Annotated in this window: 20 protein-coding genes; 7 read left to right on the top strand and 13 right to left on the bottom strand. The window is 35.3% G+C overall.

All coding sequences use genetic code 11. From position 1 onward, the window contains the following. Nucleotides 1-4 precede the first annotated feature (4 nt). Nucleotides 5-2,044, top strand: coding sequence for a M13 family metallopeptidase (locus VK161_RS06620; protein WP_324213980.1), 2,040 nt, complete (start codon nt 5-7; stop codon nt 2,042-2,044). 12 nt (nt 2,045-2,056) lie between these two features. On the opposite strand, the gene VK161_RS06625 is transcribed toward VK161_RS06620, so the two are convergent. Genes VK161_RS06625 through VK161_RS06650 form a run of 7 tightly spaced genes read right to left on the bottom strand, consistent with a single transcriptional unit; the run spans nt 2,057 to nt 6,912 of the window. Then, nucleotides 2,057-2,308, bottom strand: coding sequence for a CBU_0592 family membrane protein (locus VK161_RS06625; protein WP_324213981.1), 252 nt, complete (start codon nt 2,306-2,308; stop codon nt 2,057-2,059). After that, nucleotides 2,305-3,108: an SDR family oxidoreductase gene (locus VK161_RS06630; RefSeq protein ID WP_324213982.1), complete on the bottom strand. Its 804-nt coding sequence runs from the start codon at nt 3,106-3,108 to the stop codon at nt 2,305-2,307. Before VK161_RS06630 ends, VK161_RS06625 begins: the two co-directional genes overlap by 4 nt. Then, nucleotides 3,109-3,435, bottom strand: a complete 327-nt coding sequence (locus VK161_RS06635; protein WP_349254657.1) for a hypothetical protein — start codon at nt 3,433-3,435, stop codon at nt 3,109-3,111. It lies immediately after the preceding gene. Then, a complete protein-coding gene (locus tag VK161_RS15375; RefSeq protein WP_349254658.1) occupies nt 3,392-3,562 on the bottom strand; it encodes an ORF6N domain-containing protein in 171 nt (56 codons plus the stop codon). Before VK161_RS15375 ends, VK161_RS06635 begins: the two co-directional genes overlap by 44 nt. 50 nt (nt 3,563-3,612) lie before the next feature. Continuing rightward, nucleotides 3,613-5,943: a M20/M25/M40 family metallo-hydrolase gene (locus VK161_RS06640; protein ID WP_324213983.1), complete on the bottom strand. Its 2,331-nt coding sequence runs from the start codon at nt 5,941-5,943 to the stop codon at nt 3,613-3,615. 58 nt (nt 5,944-6,001) lie between these two features. Then, on the bottom strand, nt 6,002-6,352 hold the full coding sequence (locus VK161_RS06645) for a hypothetical protein (RefSeq protein WP_324213984.1): 351 nt from the start codon (nt 6,350-6,352) through the stop codon (nt 6,002-6,004). Nucleotides 6,353-6,363: 11 nt separating this feature from the next. Continuing rightward, nucleotides 6,364-6,912: a YfiT family bacillithiol transferase gene (locus tag VK161_RS06650; RefSeq protein WP_324213985.1), complete on the bottom strand. Its 549-nt coding sequence runs from the start codon at nt 6,910-6,912 to the stop codon at nt 6,364-6,366. A 254-nt stretch (nt 6,913-7,166) separates the two neighbouring features. Between VK161_RS06650 and VK161_RS06655 the strand changes: the two genes are divergently transcribed. The 3 genes from VK161_RS06655 (at nt 7,167) to VK161_RS06665 (ending at nt 8,467) form a co-directional block, all read left to right on the top strand. After that, nucleotides 7,167-7,484, top strand: a complete 318-nt coding sequence (locus VK161_RS06655) for a single-stranded DNA-binding protein (RefSeq protein WP_324213986.1) — start codon at nt 7,167-7,169, stop codon at nt 7,482-7,484. A gap of 25 nt (nt 7,485-7,509) precedes the next feature. Beyond that, nucleotides 7,510-7,833 carry a single-stranded DNA-binding protein gene (locus VK161_RS06660; RefSeq protein WP_324213987.1) on the top strand — a complete coding sequence of 108 codons (324 nt, stop codon included), beginning with the start codon at nt 7,510-7,512 and terminating at the stop codon, nt 7,831-7,833. 190 nt (nt 7,834-8,023) lie between these two features. Further along, entirely contained in the window at nt 8,024-8,467 is a 444-nt protein-coding gene (locus tag VK161_RS06665; protein WP_324213988.1) for a hypothetical protein, read from the top strand. Here the strand turns inward: VK161_RS06665 and VK161_RS06670 are convergent, their stop codons facing one another. From VK161_RS06670 to metG, 6 genes are read right to left on the bottom strand one after another with little or no spacing between them, the layout of a single operon-like run. After that, entirely contained in the window at nt 8,468-9,091 is a 624-nt protein-coding gene (locus VK161_RS06670; RefSeq protein WP_324213989.1) for a chloramphenicol acetyltransferase, read from the bottom strand. A gap of 60 nt (nt 9,092-9,151) precedes the next feature. Further along, complete coding sequence (locus VK161_RS06675; RefSeq protein ID WP_324213990.1) at nt 9,152-9,841, bottom strand: HAD family hydrolase; 690 nt, start codon at nt 9,839-9,841, stop codon at nt 9,152-9,154. A gap of 9 nt (nt 9,842-9,850) precedes the next feature. Beyond that, nucleotides 9,851-11,281 carry a hypothetical protein gene (locus VK161_RS06680; RefSeq protein ID WP_324213991.1) on the bottom strand — a complete coding sequence of 477 codons (1,431 nt, stop codon included), beginning with the start codon at nt 11,279-11,281 and terminating at the stop codon, nt 9,851-9,853. A gap of 8 nt (nt 11,282-11,289) precedes the next feature. Next, nucleotides 11,290-12,294, bottom strand: a complete 1,005-nt coding sequence (locus VK161_RS06685; protein ID WP_324213992.1) for an adenosine deaminase — start codon at nt 12,292-12,294, stop codon at nt 11,290-11,292. A 9-nt stretch (nt 12,295-12,303) separates the two neighbouring features. Then, nucleotides 12,304-13,776 carry a hypothetical protein gene (locus VK161_RS06690; RefSeq protein ID WP_324213993.1) on the bottom strand — a complete coding sequence of 491 codons (1,473 nt, stop codon included), beginning with the start codon at nt 13,774-13,776 and terminating at the stop codon, nt 12,304-12,306. A 31-nt stretch (nt 13,777-13,807) separates the two neighbouring features. Next, nucleotides 13,808-15,877: a methionine--tRNA ligase gene (gene metG, locus VK161_RS06695; protein WP_324213994.1), complete on the bottom strand. Its 2,070-nt coding sequence runs from the start codon at nt 15,875-15,877 to the stop codon at nt 13,808-13,810. Between the two features lie 321 nt (nt 15,878-16,198). On the opposite strand from metG, the gene VK161_RS06700 reads away from it, so the two are divergent. The 3 genes from VK161_RS06700 (at nt 16,199) to VK161_RS06710 (ending at nt 18,242) form a co-directional block, all read left to right on the top strand. Further along, nucleotides 16,199-16,798: a hypothetical protein gene (locus VK161_RS06700; protein WP_324213995.1), complete on the top strand. Its 600-nt coding sequence runs from the start codon at nt 16,199-16,201 to the stop codon at nt 16,796-16,798. 92 nt (nt 16,799-16,890) lie between these two features. Then, entirely contained in the window at nt 16,891-17,784 is an 894-nt protein-coding gene (locus VK161_RS06705; protein ID WP_414655413.1) for a S66 peptidase family protein, read from the top strand. A gap of 98 nt (nt 17,785-17,882) precedes the next feature. Further along, complete coding sequence (locus tag VK161_RS06710; protein WP_324213997.1) at nt 17,883-18,242, top strand: YraN family protein; 360 nt, start codon at nt 17,883-17,885, stop codon at nt 18,240-18,242. The last annotated feature ends 42 nt before the right edge of the window (nt 18,243-18,284 follow it).

The raw sequence follows: 18,284 nt of genomic DNA on the forward strand, positions 1-18,284 counted from the left end.
GAATATGAAAAAGAATCTTTTAATTATCACGTGTTTGTTACTTGGATTGAATCAATTATCAGCACAACAAAAAAACCCAGGAATCAATCTGGATTTTATGGATAAAACCGTAAAACCTGGCGATGATTTTTTTAGATATGTAAACGGAACTTGGTTCGATCAAACCGAAATCCCAAACGACAGAGTGCGCTGGGGAAGTTTTGATGAATTACGTCAAAACACTGATAAAGATGCCTTGGCTATCCTAAAAGAAGCAGTAAACAACAAGAATTTAGACCCAAAATCCGATCAAGCCAAAGCCGTTAAAGTGTTTATTACTTATATGGATACGGTTTATAGAAATAAACTCGGAATCAAACCGATTTTACCCAAACTTAAAAAAATTAATGCTGTTAAATCCATTCAAGATGTCAATAATTTAATCATCGAAATGGCACCAGTAGGCGGAATCGGGTTTTACGGAATCGGTATTGGTCCTGATGCTAAAAACAGTAATAGAAATGTTGTAAATATTGGTCTGGGAAGTTTGGGTTTACCCGATAGGGATTACTACGTTTCTCAAGACGCTGATTCTAAAGAAAAAAGAGAAAAATACGTGCTCCACGTTGCTCGAATGTTACATTTTTTAGGCGAAAAGCCAGAACAAGCCAAAGCCAATGCGCAACGTGTCTTAGCCCTAGAAACCGCAATGGCACAACCTCGATTGGATAGAGTAGAACGCAGAGACAGAAGAAAAACCTACAACCCAATGTCGGTGGCCGATTTGCAAAAATTAACTCCAGCCGTTGATTGGCAAAAGTTCATCACTACTGTTGGAATCAAAAATTTAGATTCAGTGATTGTTTCTCAACCCAAATACATGACAGCGCTTCAAACCATTTTTAGCGAGAATAACGTGGAAGATTGGAAAGCCTATTTACGCTGGACTTTAATTAACAAAGCTTCGGATGTATTAACTACAGAAATTGAATTAGCAAGTTGGGAATTCTACAGCAAAACTTTACAAGGAGCAAAAAAGCAAAGACCACGTGAAGAAAGAGCATTGCTAGTTGTAAACGGCACAGTTGGTGAAGCATTAGGGAAATTGTATGTAGAGAAAAAATTCCCTGCAGAAGCCAAAGAAAAAGCGAGTAAAATGATAAAAAATGTGTTCTTAGCTTTTGAAAACAGAATCAATAATTTGCCTTGGATGACTCCGGAAACACGAAAAGGTGCTATCGAAAAACTACGCAAATCAACCGTAAAAATAGGTTATCCAGACAAATGGAAGGACTATTCAAAATTAGTACTCAAAAGTAAAGAAGAAGGTGGCGATTATTTTTCTAACATGGAAAATGTTTCTAAATGGGGATTTGAAGAAAATATTGCCGATTTAAACAAACCTGTCGATAAAACCCGTTGGGGAATGTCGCCTCAAACCGTAAATGCTTATTACAATCCTTCGTACAACGAGATTGTATTTCCAGCGGCTATTCTTCAACCTCCGTTTTACGACTATAAAGCAGATGAAGCTGTAAATTACGGTGGAATTGGAGCGGTAATTGGTCACGAAATCTCACACGGATTTGACGATTCGGGTTCGCGTTACAATGCCGATGGAAATTTAGTGAATTGGTGGACTGAAGACGATTTGAAACAATTTACAGGATTAGGCGGAGCTTTAGCAGCCCAATACAGTGCGTTAGAACCATTACCTGGAACTTTTGTTGACGGTAAATTTACGTTAGGAGAGAATATTGGTGACCTTGGCGGAATCAATGCGGCTTACGATGGCTTACAGATTTATTTGAAAGAAAATGGTAATCCTGGTTTGATTGATGGTTATACTCCAGAACAACGCTTGTTCATTTCTTGGGCAACCATTTGGAGAACCAAATCAAGAGACGAAGCCATCAAAAACCAAGTAAAGACCGATCCGCATTCACCCGGAATGTACCGCGCTTACGTTCCATTATTGAACGTAGATGAGTTCTACAAAGCATTTGATATTAAAGAAACAGACAAATTATACGTCAAACCAGAAGATCGCGTAAAGATTTGGTAAAAAAATAAAACCTCAAGCTGATTCTTGAGGTTTTTTTATGTTTTGTAGTAAGCCAATACAACTTATAATTGCCCAAGTGGCTTCCAAGACCACAAACGGAATGTAGTTAATTAAATACGAAGCATAACAAGCAATACTTGCTCCGAGTATATTCAATACAAAATACAGATTTCCGTTGCGTTGTATGAAGGAAAAATTGTTTAAAAAGTAAGCCATCAAAATAATCCCAACTCCAATGGTTCCTATGATGTCATTTGCGCTCATAATTCAGGTGTTTTAAAAGTGTAATTCAATTGACGGTGTATTTTATCACTCGAAATTAGTTTTCCTATTGAAGGGTTACTTTCATCAAATTCAGGCAAAGTCAAATTCAATTCGATTGCTTTTTGGGTGTAATATTCTTTTCTGGAAGGATGATAAGGCGTTACAGCATTGAAAACCTCATTCCAATTTTCGTTTTCTATGATGGATTGAATAATTCCAATGCAATCCGATTGATGAATTAAATTAACAGGAGCATTTGGATTTTCTATATTCTTTTTCCCTGACAAAAACCGAATCGGATGGCGATCATCACCAATCAGACCACCAAAACGGAGTACAGTGGTTTGAAAATTAGTGTTATTTAATAATTGAAATTCGGCTTCCAACAATTGCTTTCCACTTTCCGTTTCAGGTTGAGGTTTTGTGTTTTCTGTAACTTCTGAATTGTCATCAGCATACACCGAAGTCGAACTCACAAAAAGCACTTTTTTTATAGTTGATTGTTCAATGAATGAAATTACAGTTTGAATTTTAGCTACAAAATTTTCATTTGAGTTTCCTCGTAATTTCGGCGGAATATCTATAATTAAAACAGATGAGTTTTCTAAAAAAGAAGCCATTTCACCTTCAATACTATCTTCCTTTACATTAATTTGAAAAGGAGCAATTCCTGCTTCTTTCAATACGTCCATTTTCTCCAATGATGTCGTCGAACCGTTAACTGAAAATCCAACTTCTATGAATGATTTCGCTAAAGGCAATCCCAACCAACCACAACCTAAAATGCTTATTTGTTTCATTTATTTTTTAAACCCAATTTGTTTCCTTTTCTGATGTAATTCCTCTGTTTTTTCTTTTTGAATCAAATAATGCAATGCTTCAAAAACTTCTCCAAATTGTTGGTCGTATTTTGACTCTAATTCCTTTAGTTTTTTATTGAACTCATTATTAGTTCCAACTTGTCTTCTAATGAGCACAAATGTACGCATTATAGCGATGTTGACATTAATTGCAATATTCGAGTTCAGAATACCACTTAACATGGCTACACCTTGTTCTGTAAAAACATACGGATAGGCTTTTTTAGGTCTTTTTGAGGTAGATGTCGTCACAATTTGTGATGACATAGTTAGCCATTCTTTTTACGGCTTGATTCAAAACTCGAGTTTCGATTTCGTAAGGTTCTGCTAAATCAAAATCGAGCAGCACTTTTTGTCCACGAATTTCGTGGATTTTAGTTTGTAAATGGTGCATATATAATTTGTATGGTTTATAATAATTGATAAAAAATTGATTTAATCGTTTTATTTCACTGTTATGATAGAATCTTTTTTTACACTTGGTTTCACTCTCTGATTTACAATAATCGCATCGGTCAACACAAACGGAGTCGGAATCATCCAATCGCGTCTTTTAGCCATACTGAAAGCAGGATTTTGCATCAAATCGAATGAACTTTCCACCAAACTTAAATCGAGTTTTTCATCCGAATTCATCGAAAATTCCAATTCCAACGGAAGATTATCCACCACATAATAACTCAAAATTTTATTGGTTTTCTTAGCGATAATATTGCTTTTTACATCAATCGATTGGGTACCATTCGCTTTTAAATGATGAAGTTTTGTCTTTCCGTTATTAAAGATATCATACCGATTTACTTTGCGATTCGGAGTAATTACAATTTTCAAATAGCGTTGGTTTCCTATGACCGAATCTTTTATAAAATCGATGGTCGGTTTTTGAATGTTTTTTACGGGTGCATTAGCCATAAAAGTGTATTGCGAACCGTATTTGCTGTACAATTTATTGGTGTTCAAACTCGTAGCTCTTTTGGGTTTTTCACCTAAATAACCTTTGGTCCATTCGTCCAAATTAGTGTCGTACGTTGCCCAATTCGCTTTGTTGGTGTCGCCATTTAAAATATAAACTAAACTATTCGGTTTGGCTTTTCCATAGACATAACCCGACGATTGGTGTGCTTTTGCAAATAATCCAATCGAAAGAGCAAAAAACAAAATCGCCCAACTTCCTTTTCGGGTAAACGAACCAAAAATGGGAAGCAATAAGGTGAACGTCAAAACGGTTAAAAACGCACTTCCCACCAAAATTTTTAATCCCAAACCAATTGGAAACATCTGAATGAATGGCACTAAAATAATGAGAGTTGGTAAGGACAAAATCACATTTACGACAGCATTTGATTTCTGTGTCATCACAAAATAACCCAACATCAGCGTGCTTGAAATGACTGGGATAATCAAAAATCCAGCGCCTTTTAAATACAACGCAATTCCAATATTAATCAATAGCCAAACAAACAAAGGCGCAATGATTTGATTCATTTCTGGGTTTCGTTTACCATCATTTTTATAAAACAAAAAGCAAATAGCGATCGTTAAACTCACAAAAGCATATATATAATCGTGACCGTTATAGGTAAATCCGTGAAGAATATCGTTGTATTGGGGATAAATGACAAGTAGTGTTTCCCAGCCAAAATAGGTTATTCCACCAGCAACAATAAGCGAACCCAATAAAGGTAAAAACCCTTTGATGATTTGATCCAAACGCAAAACATGTTTTCCCATCCCGACAAACATCAACAGAAACAACAGCACAAAACCAATAATCACCATCGGGAGAATCCATGAAAAAGGATAACTCACAAACGAAAACGGAACATTAAAATACACTTTATCTTCAGTTGAATTGAGGTTTTTTAAATCAGAATTTGAAAAATACTTCAACAATGGCATCAAATACGTTCCTTGATGCGTCAAGGTTTTTGGATCTAAATGTTCGTATTTGTCTTGCGACGTATGGTAATCAAAATGAGTGTCAATAAAGGCAAAATTGTACCCTTGAATTTTCCCACTTTCTCTAAAAACGGTCAAATCGGTATCGTTGGGCAACATCTTGTAAATAGAATACATCAACGAATTGGAAACAGGGTAATTCGCTTTTCCGTTTTGAAAACCATCCACCATTTTGGCATTTCCAGCGTTGGTTTCCATTAGCATGTAACTCGGACCAGAAGAACCACGCGCTTCAAAATTCAACACCAAACCGACTTCTTTTGCCCAATTGTGTTGCGTTACAAAAAGCGCGGCACCATTCAATCCTAATTCTTCAGCATCCGAAAAAAGAATAATGATGTCGTTTTTGTGTTTGGTTTTGGTGTGAAGAAAAGCACGAATACTTTCCAATATAGTGGCTACTCCTGAAGCATCGTCACTGGCACCATGCGAATACGAATGAGGCGCACTGTCGTAATGAGAAAGAAGTAAAAGTGATTTAGTATTTGCAGTACCTTCAATTCGAGCTAAAATGTTTTTGGATTGCACTAAAGTTCCTTTTTCGGTCATTGTAAATCCTTCTTGAACAGAAGGTTGAAAACCTAGATTTTTTAATTCTTGAATCAAGTATTGTGCTATAACTTCGTGATTTTTGGAACCAACATAATGCGGTTTTTGTGCTATTGCTTTGACTTTTTCCAAGGCTCTTTTAGTAGAAAATTCAGAAATCGAAGCTTCCTCGGTGTCGTAATTTTGTGGCATCATACAATAAAAAATGCCAGAAATAAGTGCCACAAGCACTAACATGGAGTAAAGAGAAGAGTAGTTTTTTTTCATTTTATGCTGAATTTATTCCAATAGTATAAACACTGAAATCATGCTTTTGTCTTTTTAATTAAATATCTTTTTTGACCAACATATAATAATCATTCTCCAAAATCATATAGCCTTGCTCATAAACAAAAAAATAAGTGTTGCCCGATTTAGTGTTTAAAATGGATGTAAAATAGTCAAAATCAAATCCTTTGCTTAATAGTTTTGTGCGCGTTGTTTTTGATTTTCCATCTGCATTCAACTCCGACAAAATACGGTAATTTTTTCGCAACTTATTATTGATGTTGCGCATATAATTGGTACTGTCTTTGTTTATTTTATTGTTGTAGGCGTTTCGACAACCGTCGCTGCAGAATTTTTTATCTTCTCGACCTACTATTTTTTCTTCACATTCTAAACAGGTTTTTGTCATGGCTTTTAAATTTAAAATTGTCCTTTATGGTAGATAGCTTGATGTATGTGTGCCAAATGATGATTGCAATGCCAAGCATACAAGGCAGTTGCTTCATCCAAACGGTAGACTTTTTTACTTTCGGGATGGATGAATTGTCGAGAGAAATCATCACTGTTGAAACTTTTCAGAAGTAATGTCCAACGGTAATGAACACCTTCAATAATTTTTAATGAAGCTGAAATATCGTCATTTAAACCATCAATTAATTCAGCCCATTTGGATTCTTCATACGGTTTGATGGTCGGAATTTCTTCTGTTAAAGCCAATTTGAATCGAATGAAACTATTCATATGACTGTCGGCACAATGATGAACGACTTGTTTGATTGTCCAACCGTTTGGTCGGTAGTTCCAATTCAATTGTTCGATAGAAAGTGTGCTTGTAAGATTGTAAATTCGATTCGAAAATGATTCGATTTCTGAAATCCATTGATGAGTGTCGGATTCCGAAATGAGTTCAGGAATAGTGAATTTTCCTATTGGAAAGCGGAGTTTTTCTGAGTCAAATGATGCTTCCATAAGTAACAAATTGTAAAGTGTAAGGTTTGGATTAGAGTTGTTGTTTTGGCGTTCAAATTCTTTACAATCAAACAAATATACTAAAAATAGTTCCGTTTGCAAACGCTTACAAATAGTTACAACCGAAAATAAACGCTTAGTAACCGAATCTTTTCTGAGTGTTGCAGCAACTTTGCATCGTCGAAAGTGAATAACGCTATTACAACATCGACAGAAATTAGATCAATAACACTAACATTAAATTTGTAAACGCCATGAGAAACAAAGTACAGTTAATTGGAAACGTAGGACAAGATCCTGAAATCAAAAACCTTGAAGGAGGAAAAAAAGTAGCCCATCTTACACTAGCTACCAATGAAGTTTATTACAAAGAAAACGGAGAAAAAGTAGAACAAACCGAGTGGCACAGAGTGACGGCTTGGGGAAAACCAGCCGAGATCATCGAAAAGTATGTAACCAAAGGGAAAGAGGTGGCCATTGAAGGTAAATTAACCCACAGAAGCTACGATGATAAAAATGGCGAGAAACGATATATAACAGAAGTCATCGTCAAAGAAATTGTATTAATCTAAAAGTAACTAATAATTATTATAAGCCATGAGAAACAAAGTTCAATTAATCGGACACGTAGGCCAAGAGCCAGAAATTAAAACCATCGAAAGTGGTAAAAAAGTAGCTAAATTTAGTTTGGCCACCAATGAGAATTACACCAACAACAAAGGTGAAAAAGTAGAACAAACCGAATGGCATCGCTTGACCGCTTGGGGCAAAACGGCAGAAATCATTGAAAAATATGTAACTAAAGGAAAAGAAATCGCGATTGAAGGAAAATTGACGCACCGAAGTTATGATGATAAAAATGGTGAAAAAAGGTATGTGACTGATGTAGTTGTCAATGAATTACTATTGATTGGAAAATAATACTATTCTATGTTGAAGAAAGGAAAGGCTTGAACTATTCTTCTTGCCTTTCTGTTTTTTCTGTAGAAGGAATGCGACACTGTGAAATAACTTTTCAACACGAAAACGTTTTCGCAACACTTTGTTTTAGTAAGTTCTGATTTTTTTAATACCTTTAATTTGCTGTCATTAAAATAAGAACCCAAAAAATATGAAATCCATAAAGCAATTGCTTTTTTTAGTAGTGTTTTGTAGCTTTTATCAAAGTAGTTTTTCACAGGTTGGAATTAACACTTCTACACCTTTGAGTACGTTGGACGTAAATGGAAATGTGTCTTTAAAAGTAGTAAATCTTCCAGGAAATGGCTCAGGATCTGGTGGTGCTGCAGTTTTGATTGATGATGGAGTTTATATTTCCATTAGTCCAGTTGCTACAGACGATAAATTTCAATTGCCCAACCCAACTCTTTTTCCGGGTAGAATGTACATTATTCGCAATATTCAAAATGCAATAACGGCTCAACTAACTACGGCAACAGGTTTGTTATTCCCTAAAAATTCTACTACAGGAAGTGCTCAGATTTATATGTACGAAGGGAATTTGCGTACAGTAACCGTTATTAGTGATGGTTCCAATTGGACGTACATCAACTAATTATTCATTCATCAGTCGTTCAAAAACTTCTACAAATTCGCCTACATGATAACCGTCCATCAAACCATGGTGAACGTGTATAGACATAGACATGGTTTTCTTTCCGTTTTCGTCCATCATTTTCCCAAAGGAAATTTTCGGGCAACTATCAGGCCAAGTAAAGCTTCTTGCGTGGGTAAAAGAAGTAAAATTAATCCACGGTAAAGCCGAAAAATGAATCAGATTTTCAGGATATTCTCTCGTTAAAAGTCCAGTCGTATTTTGGATTCGTTCAATTTCCTTTTGGGTAATTTCTGAAAATTCAAGAACGTCTGGGTGAAATTCAATGAACGAAAATCCAAACGTTTTATCTTCACGTAAAATGGTAGCCGAAGCATCAATCCGGTCAAAAATGTAGACTTCATTATCCTTAATTCGATAACGAAACGGCTCAACCAAATTAACAGCAACTAATGTTTTGTGTAAATAATAAGTGAAGAACGAAATACCTAATTGTTTTGTTTTTTCATAGGCTTTGGTGCAATCAATAACTATTGTTACGCCAAAAAAAGGTTCTTCCATTTGGGAGAAAAACAGAAAATGCTCTTTGCGGTTCCAAGTTTCAATATCGAGTTTTTGTTTCATTTTTTAATCGCCGCAGATTCACAGATTTTGATTGTATTAATCTGCGAATCTGTGGCTTTTTTATTTTAATAGAATTGGTAATACTTCAGTGATTTTTTCCAAAGTTTTAAAGTTCGAATGTTCTACTTTATGACTTACTTTTTCGTGTTCCCAAGTGGTATGAAACGGAATATGAACGGCGTATCCGCCAATTTCTAAAACGGGTAAAACATCCGATTTTAAGGAATTCCCAATCATAAAAAATTCATCTGGATTTATTTCTAAACGCTTAAGCAAATCATGATAGTCTTTTTCTTTTTTGTCCGACATTACTTCGATGTGGTGAAAATAATGGCCTAAACCCGAATTGTGCAACTTTCTTCTTTGGTCCAACAAATCACCTTTGGTAGCAACCACTAATTTGTATTTTCCATTCAATTCCTTCAAAGTTTCTTCTACACCATCCAATAATTCTATGGGTTTTTGCAGCAATTCTTTTCCGTATTCGATGATTTTTTCAATAATTTCAATTGAAATGGTGTTGTTTGAAATTTTCATTGCAGCTTCAATCATCGAAAGAATATAACCTTTTATTCCGTAACCATACAATTCCAAATTCTGAATTTCTATTCGAAACAATTCTTGAGACAATCCTTGATGTGACAAATAATCCGACATCAGTTCACAAAATTTGCGCTCGGTTTCCTGAAAATAAGGCTCGTTTACAAATAGTGTATCGTCAGCGTCAAACGCAATTACTTTTAAATTCATAAAAATAGATTAATCGTTAAATGAGTAAAAAGAATAGGTTCTAGTAGTTTTATCGTAACCTCCAAAATACAATTTAGAATTCATTTTGAAAACGGTTTGACTTACTAAATCTTGTTTTTTACTAGCAAATACTCTCAATTCGTCAAAAGCTAATTTTTTTACTTCTCCATCAATATGATTGAATTCTGAATCAAAAAGACAGTTAATGTAAACTACTTTTCGTCCGTTATAGGAGTTTAGATTGTTTACAGAATAACTAGAAGAAATAGCACCGCCAATAATAGCTCCAGCCATGCCACCAATCATGGCTCCATAAAGTGCACCATTGTTTTGAACTAATGAAACTGCTCCTAAAGTAAAGTATATTTTATCATTATAACTGTAACACGAAAGCGATGGATTAAGATTTGAAACTTTACGTAACAGTTGGTTTGACTTGTCCAAAATACGAGTGTTAACTACGGATCCATTTTCTTGAATGATGTCGGAGTTTTTGAAATCAATTTCCTTGTCTGCAAGAGCAGTAAAAGTTTTTAGTTCATTTCCTTCTAAATCTTTTACAGAAATGTACATTAAATTAGTATTCAGCTTAATTTGAATGATTCGATTCTTGAGCAAAAATGAATTGGACTGGGAGACATCAAATTCAGTTGGTTCAATGTAAGGTTGAGTGTACGATTTAACTTCGTAGGTAAAATCGTTGATGTTAAAATTGATTAATTGAGTAAAACCTTTATTGTTGTCGAAGGTAAAAATAAGGCGATTATCTCTTACGTATGCTTTTTTCTTATTGGCACTGAATGTCAGAGATGGTGGTGTTTCTTCTAGTATATTTTGAACCGAAAGGCCGTTGTCAAAATCGGTTACTTCTGAAATTATTTCCCATAAATTCACCCTTTGATTGTCATAACTCACAAAATTTCTACTCGACAAATCAATGGTTTTTTTCTCCATTTTTCCATCATTAAAAACATAAAAATTCAATATACTTGTGTGTTTTACAATCGTTACCAAATAGAAAACATTGTTAATGGTGATTCTTTCTATTGGTTTTTCTTTTGAAAATTCTAACTTGAATGTTGTTAATGAAACTTTTTTCCCATCAAAATCAAAACTTTGTGAAGCAATTTCTTTATTATTTGAACTTGACCAATACGAATAATAGTTGTTGCCCGAAATACTGTAACCAATTATATCATCATAATAATCTCTAGATGGTCGTTCAGCAGATAGTGAATCTATTATGTTAAAATTTTCGTCAAAACGAATGGTTCGTACATTGTTTCTATCGCTAAAAAACAACGAAACCTGCTTTTTGTTTTCTTCAACTACTTGAAAAACATCATTTTTTCTAGAATAGTTCAGTGATATGCTTTTGGCTAAATTTTGTGAAATACAGTTGAGTGAAGATAATAACAGTATAATGGCAATTTTTTTCATATTCAATTTTAATAATTTAAAGAGTATTCATCTACTAAACGAACTAATTCTGTTTTTCGTTTATCATCCAATAAAGAATAATTGAATGAGTTTTTGGCCAAAATAACAATCTCTTCTTTCGTTAAATCTAATGCTTGTTGAATGGAATTGAAATTCTGATTCAAATAACCTCCAAAATAAGCTGGATCATCAGAATTTACAGTCACTTTTATGCCTTTGTCTAACATTGTTTTTAACGGATGATCTTTTAAATCAGCGACTACTTTTAACTCTAAATTGGAAAGCGGACAAACCGTCAAGGCCAGATCTCTTCGAATGATTTCGTTCACCAAATTTTCATCGGTCAAACAGTTATTTCCGTGGTCAATGCGCACTATTTTCAAACCGTCAATGGCTTCCCAAACGTATTCTGCCGGACCTTCTTCTCCAGCGTGAGCCAACAAAACATAACCTTCTTTGGCAGAAGCTTCAAAGACTTTGTAAAACTTAGAAGGCGGATTTCCTTTTTCAGACGAATCCAAACCAACTGCTTTTATTAAATGCTTGAAAGGCAACGATTGGCGTAAGGTTTCAAAAGCATCATCTTCCGATAAATGACGTAAATAACTCATGATTAATAACGATGAGATTCCCCATTTTTGCTGTGCTTCTTCACGGGCTCTTTCAATTCCGTTGATGACTGTTTCAAACGAAACTCCGCGTTGTGTATGCGTTTGAGGGTCAAACATGATTTCGGTATGTACAATGTTTTCTTGATGACATTTGTTTAAATATGCCATAGTAAGTTCGTAAAAATCCTGCTCGTGAATCAAAACACTGGCGCCAGCATAATAAATGTTTAAGAAATCTTGCAAACACGAAAATTTGTAGGCTTCCTTGACTTCTTCGATGGTTTTGTACGGAATATCAATCTGATTACGCTGTGCCAAAGCAAACATCAATTCGGGTTCAAATGAGCCTTCAATGTGTAGGTGTAGTTCAGCTTTAGGGAGTTTTTCTATGAAATGATTCATGTATTTGTTTTAATTGTCAAAACGCATTACAACATATTGTTTGGCGTCTTCGTTATAAGAACCAATGTAAGCTTTTCCGTTGGTGGAGAAAAAGGTTGGGTATTTAATTGGAGCAAATCCATTAAAATAACTGCACATTTTGGTGCTTGAATAAGCGTTTACTTTGTCAGTTTGTAATTCAAAATCTTTAGAGAATAAAGAATGAATGGATACTATATTTCGACTCGATTTAAAGTTGTTGTTGAACACACTGGTTCCGTTGTATCCGCCAAATAAGACGTATGCAGACGCGGCTAATAATCCGCCAATTGCTCCGCCAGCAAATACAGGATAGCTGTAGGTACTTGAATCTTGCTCATTAGGGTCAATTTTTTTAATTCTCTCCGAAACGCCACCCATCGAAATAATGTTTTTCCCATTTAAATTATAACATGAAATACCTGGCTGAGACGAATAAATTTTAGAAATAAACTGCTGAGTAGTTGTGATTTTACTTTCTGCAAACGGATTCACCCATTCGGCTAAAAAGTCAGAATTTTTAAACGATATAGTTTCACTCGAGTTGGCACTAAATTCTTTAACAGTTTCTCCAGTTCGTTTTTTTATGCTAAAAAACAATTGATTCATCGAAACTTTTATCTGATACAAATGATGGTCAAAATAATAAGAATTAGTTTGCGTACTTACTATTTTATCTGAAGGTTGGTCAATTTTTTGAACTACTGATGAATAATCATCTAATTTTATTGTGATAATTTGTGTGCTCAACGGATTGTTATCAAAGGTCAAAACTAGTTCATTGTTACTAAAATAGGCTTTTCTTTTTTTGGAGCAAATGGCCAATGAATTCGGAACAGTTACATCAATATTTTGCAATTCAAAAGCGGATTCAAATGATCCGAAACTCTCTGATAACAAATCATAAACATTGGCTCGTTGATTATTAGAATCACTAAAAACAGTACTGCTTACATCAATGGTTTTTTCGTCCAATTCATTGTTACTATTGAATCGATATAATTTCAAAGTACTCGAATTATCCACAACCGACAAACAATAAAAAGCATCATTAGAAGAAAAAGTTTGTACTACCGTTTCATTATTAAACCTGAACTCTTTTGTGGTTAGTGTCACTTTTTTGGTGGCAAAATCAAGATTTTGAAATAGAAATTTATTTCCATTTTTTGATGACCAAATCAAATTCACCGTACTTCCATTTTTGCTAAAACCAATCATGTTATCCGATTTATTCCCCGGAATTGTTGTCATTAAAGTATCCAAATGATTGAATTTTGTGTCGTAATGAATGACACGTACTTTTTTTGCGTTGGCAACAAATAGATAGGCTTCATCTTTCGATTGGTCTACATAACTAAACGATTGACCGTCTTTTTTCATTAGAAACGGGATTGAAGTAGTGTAACTCTGAGAATGACACATACAGCTCAAGAGAAATGCCCAGTAGAAAAGTAGTTTTTTCATAAGTGATTCAAATTGATAGTAAAATTATTTTCTAACTAATCGTCGCACCATTCGCAACGCCATCTGCATCCGGATTCACAAAAACCAATTTGCCTTCACTGTTGTTGGTCATCAAAATCATTCCTTGGCTTTCCACACCACGTAATGCTCTTGGCGCTAAATTGGCCAAAATAGTGACGCGTTTTCCAATCACTTCTTCGGGAGAAAAATGTTCTGCAATTCCCGAAACAACGGTTCTCACATCCAAGCCAGTATCAATTTTCAATACTAAAAGTTTATCGGCTTTGGGCATTTTTTCGGCTTCAATGATGGTTCCAACACGCAAATCTAATTTGGTAAAATCCTCAAAAGTAGCGGTTGGTTTTTGAGGTGTAATGGTAGTTTCTTCCATAGTATTTTCAACCACATTTGCTTTTTTAGTGGCTTCTAATTTGTCAATTTGATTCTGAATTTCGGCGTCTTCAATCTGAGCAAACAAAATCTCGCATTGATTGATTGTGTGTCCTGCTTTTGTCAAATTCCACTGATCGAAATCTAAATTCCAATTATTCAACTTGATGTTCAATGCAGCGCATAATTTTTGTGAGGTAAACGGTAAAAACGGTTCTGATAAAATTGCCAATGCCGAAGCAATTTGCAACGCTACATACATTTGAGTTTTTACTCGCTCTGGATCGGTTTTTACCATTTTCCACGGTTCTTCATCGGCCAAATATTTGTTTCCTAAACGCGCAACGTTCATCAATTCTACTTGTGCTTCTCTAAAACGATAACGCTCAATCGAACTCGAAATAACCGATGGATACGCTTTTAATTCGGCTAACGTTTGCTCATCCACTTCGGTAAATTCATTCGGAGTCGGAACAACTCCATCGTAATATTTGTTGGTCAATACCACAATTCGATTGATGAAATTGCCAAAAACAGCTGCCAATTCATTGTTATTTCGCGCTTGAAAATCCTTCCAAGTAAAATCATTATCCTTAGTTTCAGGAGCATTCGCGGTCAATGCATAACGCAACACGTCTTGCTTTCCTGGAAAATCTTCCAAATATTCGTGCAACCAAACCGCCCAATTTTTGGAAGTCGATAATTTATTGCCTTCCAAATTCAAAAACTCATTCGCCGGAACGTTATCAGGTAAAATAAAACTTCCTTCGGCTTTCAACATCGCCGGAAAAATAATACAGTGGAATACAATATTGTCTTTTCCTATAAAATGAACCAATTTGGTATCGTCTTTTTTCCAATAATCTTCCCAATTTTTACCTTCACGCGCTGCCCATTCTTTGGTAGCCGAAATGTAACCAATCGGAGCGTCAAACCAAACGTATAGTTTTTTTCCAGTTGCACCTTCTACCGGAACGTCAATTCCCCAATCCAAATCGCGGGTTACAGCACGCGGTTTCAAACCATCGTCCAACCACGATTTTACTTGTCCTAATACATTCGTTTTCCAGTCTTTGGCATGTTCCACTAATATCCAATTCGTCAGAAAATCTTGGTATCTATCCAAAGGTAAAAACCAGTGTTTGGTTTCTTTTAGAATCGGAGTTTCACCCGTAATTGTCGATTTCGGATTGATCAAATCGGTCGCATTTAACGTCGAACCACAACGCTCGCATTGATCGCCATAGGCTTCCGGATTTTCACATCTCGGACACGTTCCAGTTACAAATCGGTCGGCCAAAAACTGATCGGCTTTGGCATCGTACAATTGCTCAGTAACTTGCTCTATAAAATCACCTTTATCGTATAAGGTTCTGAAAAATTCTGAAGCCGTATCATGGTGAATTTGAGCTGATGTACGCGAATAATTATCAAACGAAACTCCAAAATCCACAAACGATTTCCGAATAATTCCGTCGTATTTATCAATCACTTCTTGCGGTGTAATGCCTTCTTTTTTGGCTTTCATCGAAATCGCAACGCCGTGTTCATCGCTTCCGCACATAAATGCCACGTCTTTTCCTTGCAAACGCAAAAAACGAGCGTAAATATCAGCAGGAACGTAAACTCCAGCCAAATGACCAATATGAATCGGTCCATTGGTATAGGGTAACGCCGCCGTGATTGTATATCTTTTTGGGTTTTCTAACATTGTAATGGTATATAAAGTGCAAAAATAAGCAATAGAAACGAGAGTTTTATGATTTTTATTTTGAAGCTATTTCCAGCTTTCGCCTTTATCTCCGATTGGCAAAAACTACAGGCAAAGCCTTTGTTTTTGTCCATCGGAGGATATCGGCTTTATCTGGGCTAGGGCAATCCGTTTCATTGGGACAAATTTCTTATCCTACAATCTTAAAGTCTTATAATCTTACAATCCTACAGTCAAATGCAGTGATAAAAAATACCAGCGTAAATCTCTACAATCCGTTTCATCAGCGTTCAAAAAATACTATATTTGGATAAAAAAGATATGAAAAAACAATCGTTACTTACAGCATTCACTTTGCTGTTGTTAGTGAATTGCTGGTCGCAAGAAAAAACCAATCCAATTCTTTTCTCTGAATATTATTTTGGTCCCGCTTTTGGTGGTTCGGGTGGGTTTTCAAACGGAATCAGCTTGAACTATCAAACCAAAGAGAATTTATTCACTTTACGTTACACCAACAACATTCAATTGGAAGGAAAATTTCTTTTTGTGTTTTTTCCAGCTTTTGAAGTTATTGAACAAACCGATGAGTTTGCTTTATTATACGGAAGACGCAAAATCTACGACAACCATTCTTTTAGTTATTCAGCAGGAGTGGGTTATGTAAAACATAAAGAGTTTACTTTTATGGAAAACGATGTTCGTAATTATGAGGTTCAAGACGGTGTAGGTTTGCCATTTGAAATGAACATCAAATGGTTCAATCGCGATAAAGAGCGCTACCGAATTTATTTTTTAGTTCCTGTTGGTAAACCCACTTCGTTCTCTAGAAGTATTGGTTTTAAACTCTACGGAAACATTTCGAAAAATGCGTTCATTGGGATAGGAATCAACTATGGTTTTGGTTGGCATAAAAATTATTAGATTTGCGTTATCGATTATATGTATAAATGAAAAAGTCTATTTTCTATATTTTAATCTCTTTATTCTCAATACAACTTCATTCCCAAAAGAAAATGATTACACCACCGTATTTAAAAAAAGGCGATACAGTTGCCATTGTTGCCACAGCACGTAAAAACATAGAAGACAATTTACAACCCGCAATTTCATGGTTGAAAAGTTGGGGTTTGGAAGTCGTAATTGGTAAAACCATAGGTCTCGATTTGAATCAATTGGCTGGAACCGACGATGAACGTGCAGCTGATTTTCAAACGCAAATCGATAATCCCAATATCAAGGCGATTTGGTGCGTTCGTGGTGGATACGGAACCGTGCGTATGATTGATAAATTGGATTTTACTAAGTTTAAAGAAAGCCCGAAATGGATTGTAGGTTTTAGCGATGTAACCGTATTACACAGTCATTTGAATACAATGGGTTTTCAATCGATACACGGCATTATGCCCGTGAGTTCAAAAGCGACTGAAGAAGCCAAAGAAACCCTACGCAAATCCTTATTTGGTGAGCATTTAGAATATACCGTTCCGTGTGATCCTATGAATCGTTTTGGTTCAGCCAAGGGCGAATTAGTAGGCGGGAATTTGTCAATTTTATACAGTTTATTTGGCTCGCCATCGTCGATTGATTGTAATGATAAAATTCTGTTTTTAGAAGATTTAGACGAATATTTGTACCACATCGATCGCATGATGATGAACCTCAAACGCAACGGTTGTCTCGAAAGCATCAAAGGAATTATTGTGGGCGGAATGACCAAAATGAAAGACAACGACATTCCGTGGGGCAAAAATGCCAACCAAATTATTGAAGACGTGTGCAAAGAATACAACATTCCAATAATATACAATTTCCCAGCCGGACACATGGCCGATAATCGTGCATTGATTTTTGGCAAACAAGTCTCTATGGATGTAAACGAATTGGAAAGTAAAGTAATATTTGAATAGATTAATTAGACTTGCTTAGACTAACTTAGACCTTTTAGAAAGTTAGAATCTAAGAAATCTAAATAGTCTAACAATCTAATAATCTAAGTAGTCTAAAAATGGCTTCCCACAACGAATTAGGTAAACTCGGAGAAGAATTGGCTGTAGATTTTCTGCAACAAAATGGCTATACTATTCTCGAAACGAATTGGGTGTTTCAAAAAGCCGAAATTGACATTATTGCTCAAAAAGAAAACATTTTGGCCATTGTAGAAGTTAAAACGCGTTCGTCCATCGATTTTGGCCTACCACAGGATTTTGTCAAACCAAGAAAAATACAATTGTTAGTAAAAGCGGTAAATGAATATGTGGTTTCACGCGATTTGGATGTAGAAGTTCGTTTTGACATCATCGCCATCAACAAAGAAGCCAACGATTTTCATATCGAACATATTGAAGAAGCGTTTTATTATTTCTAAACACAGATTACACAAATTTTCACAGATTTTTTTAGTATTTTT

Source organism: Flavobacterium sp., assembly GCF_035299245.1.
Classification (GTDB): domain Bacteria; phylum Bacteroidota; class Bacteroidia; order Flavobacteriales; family Flavobacteriaceae; genus Flavobacterium.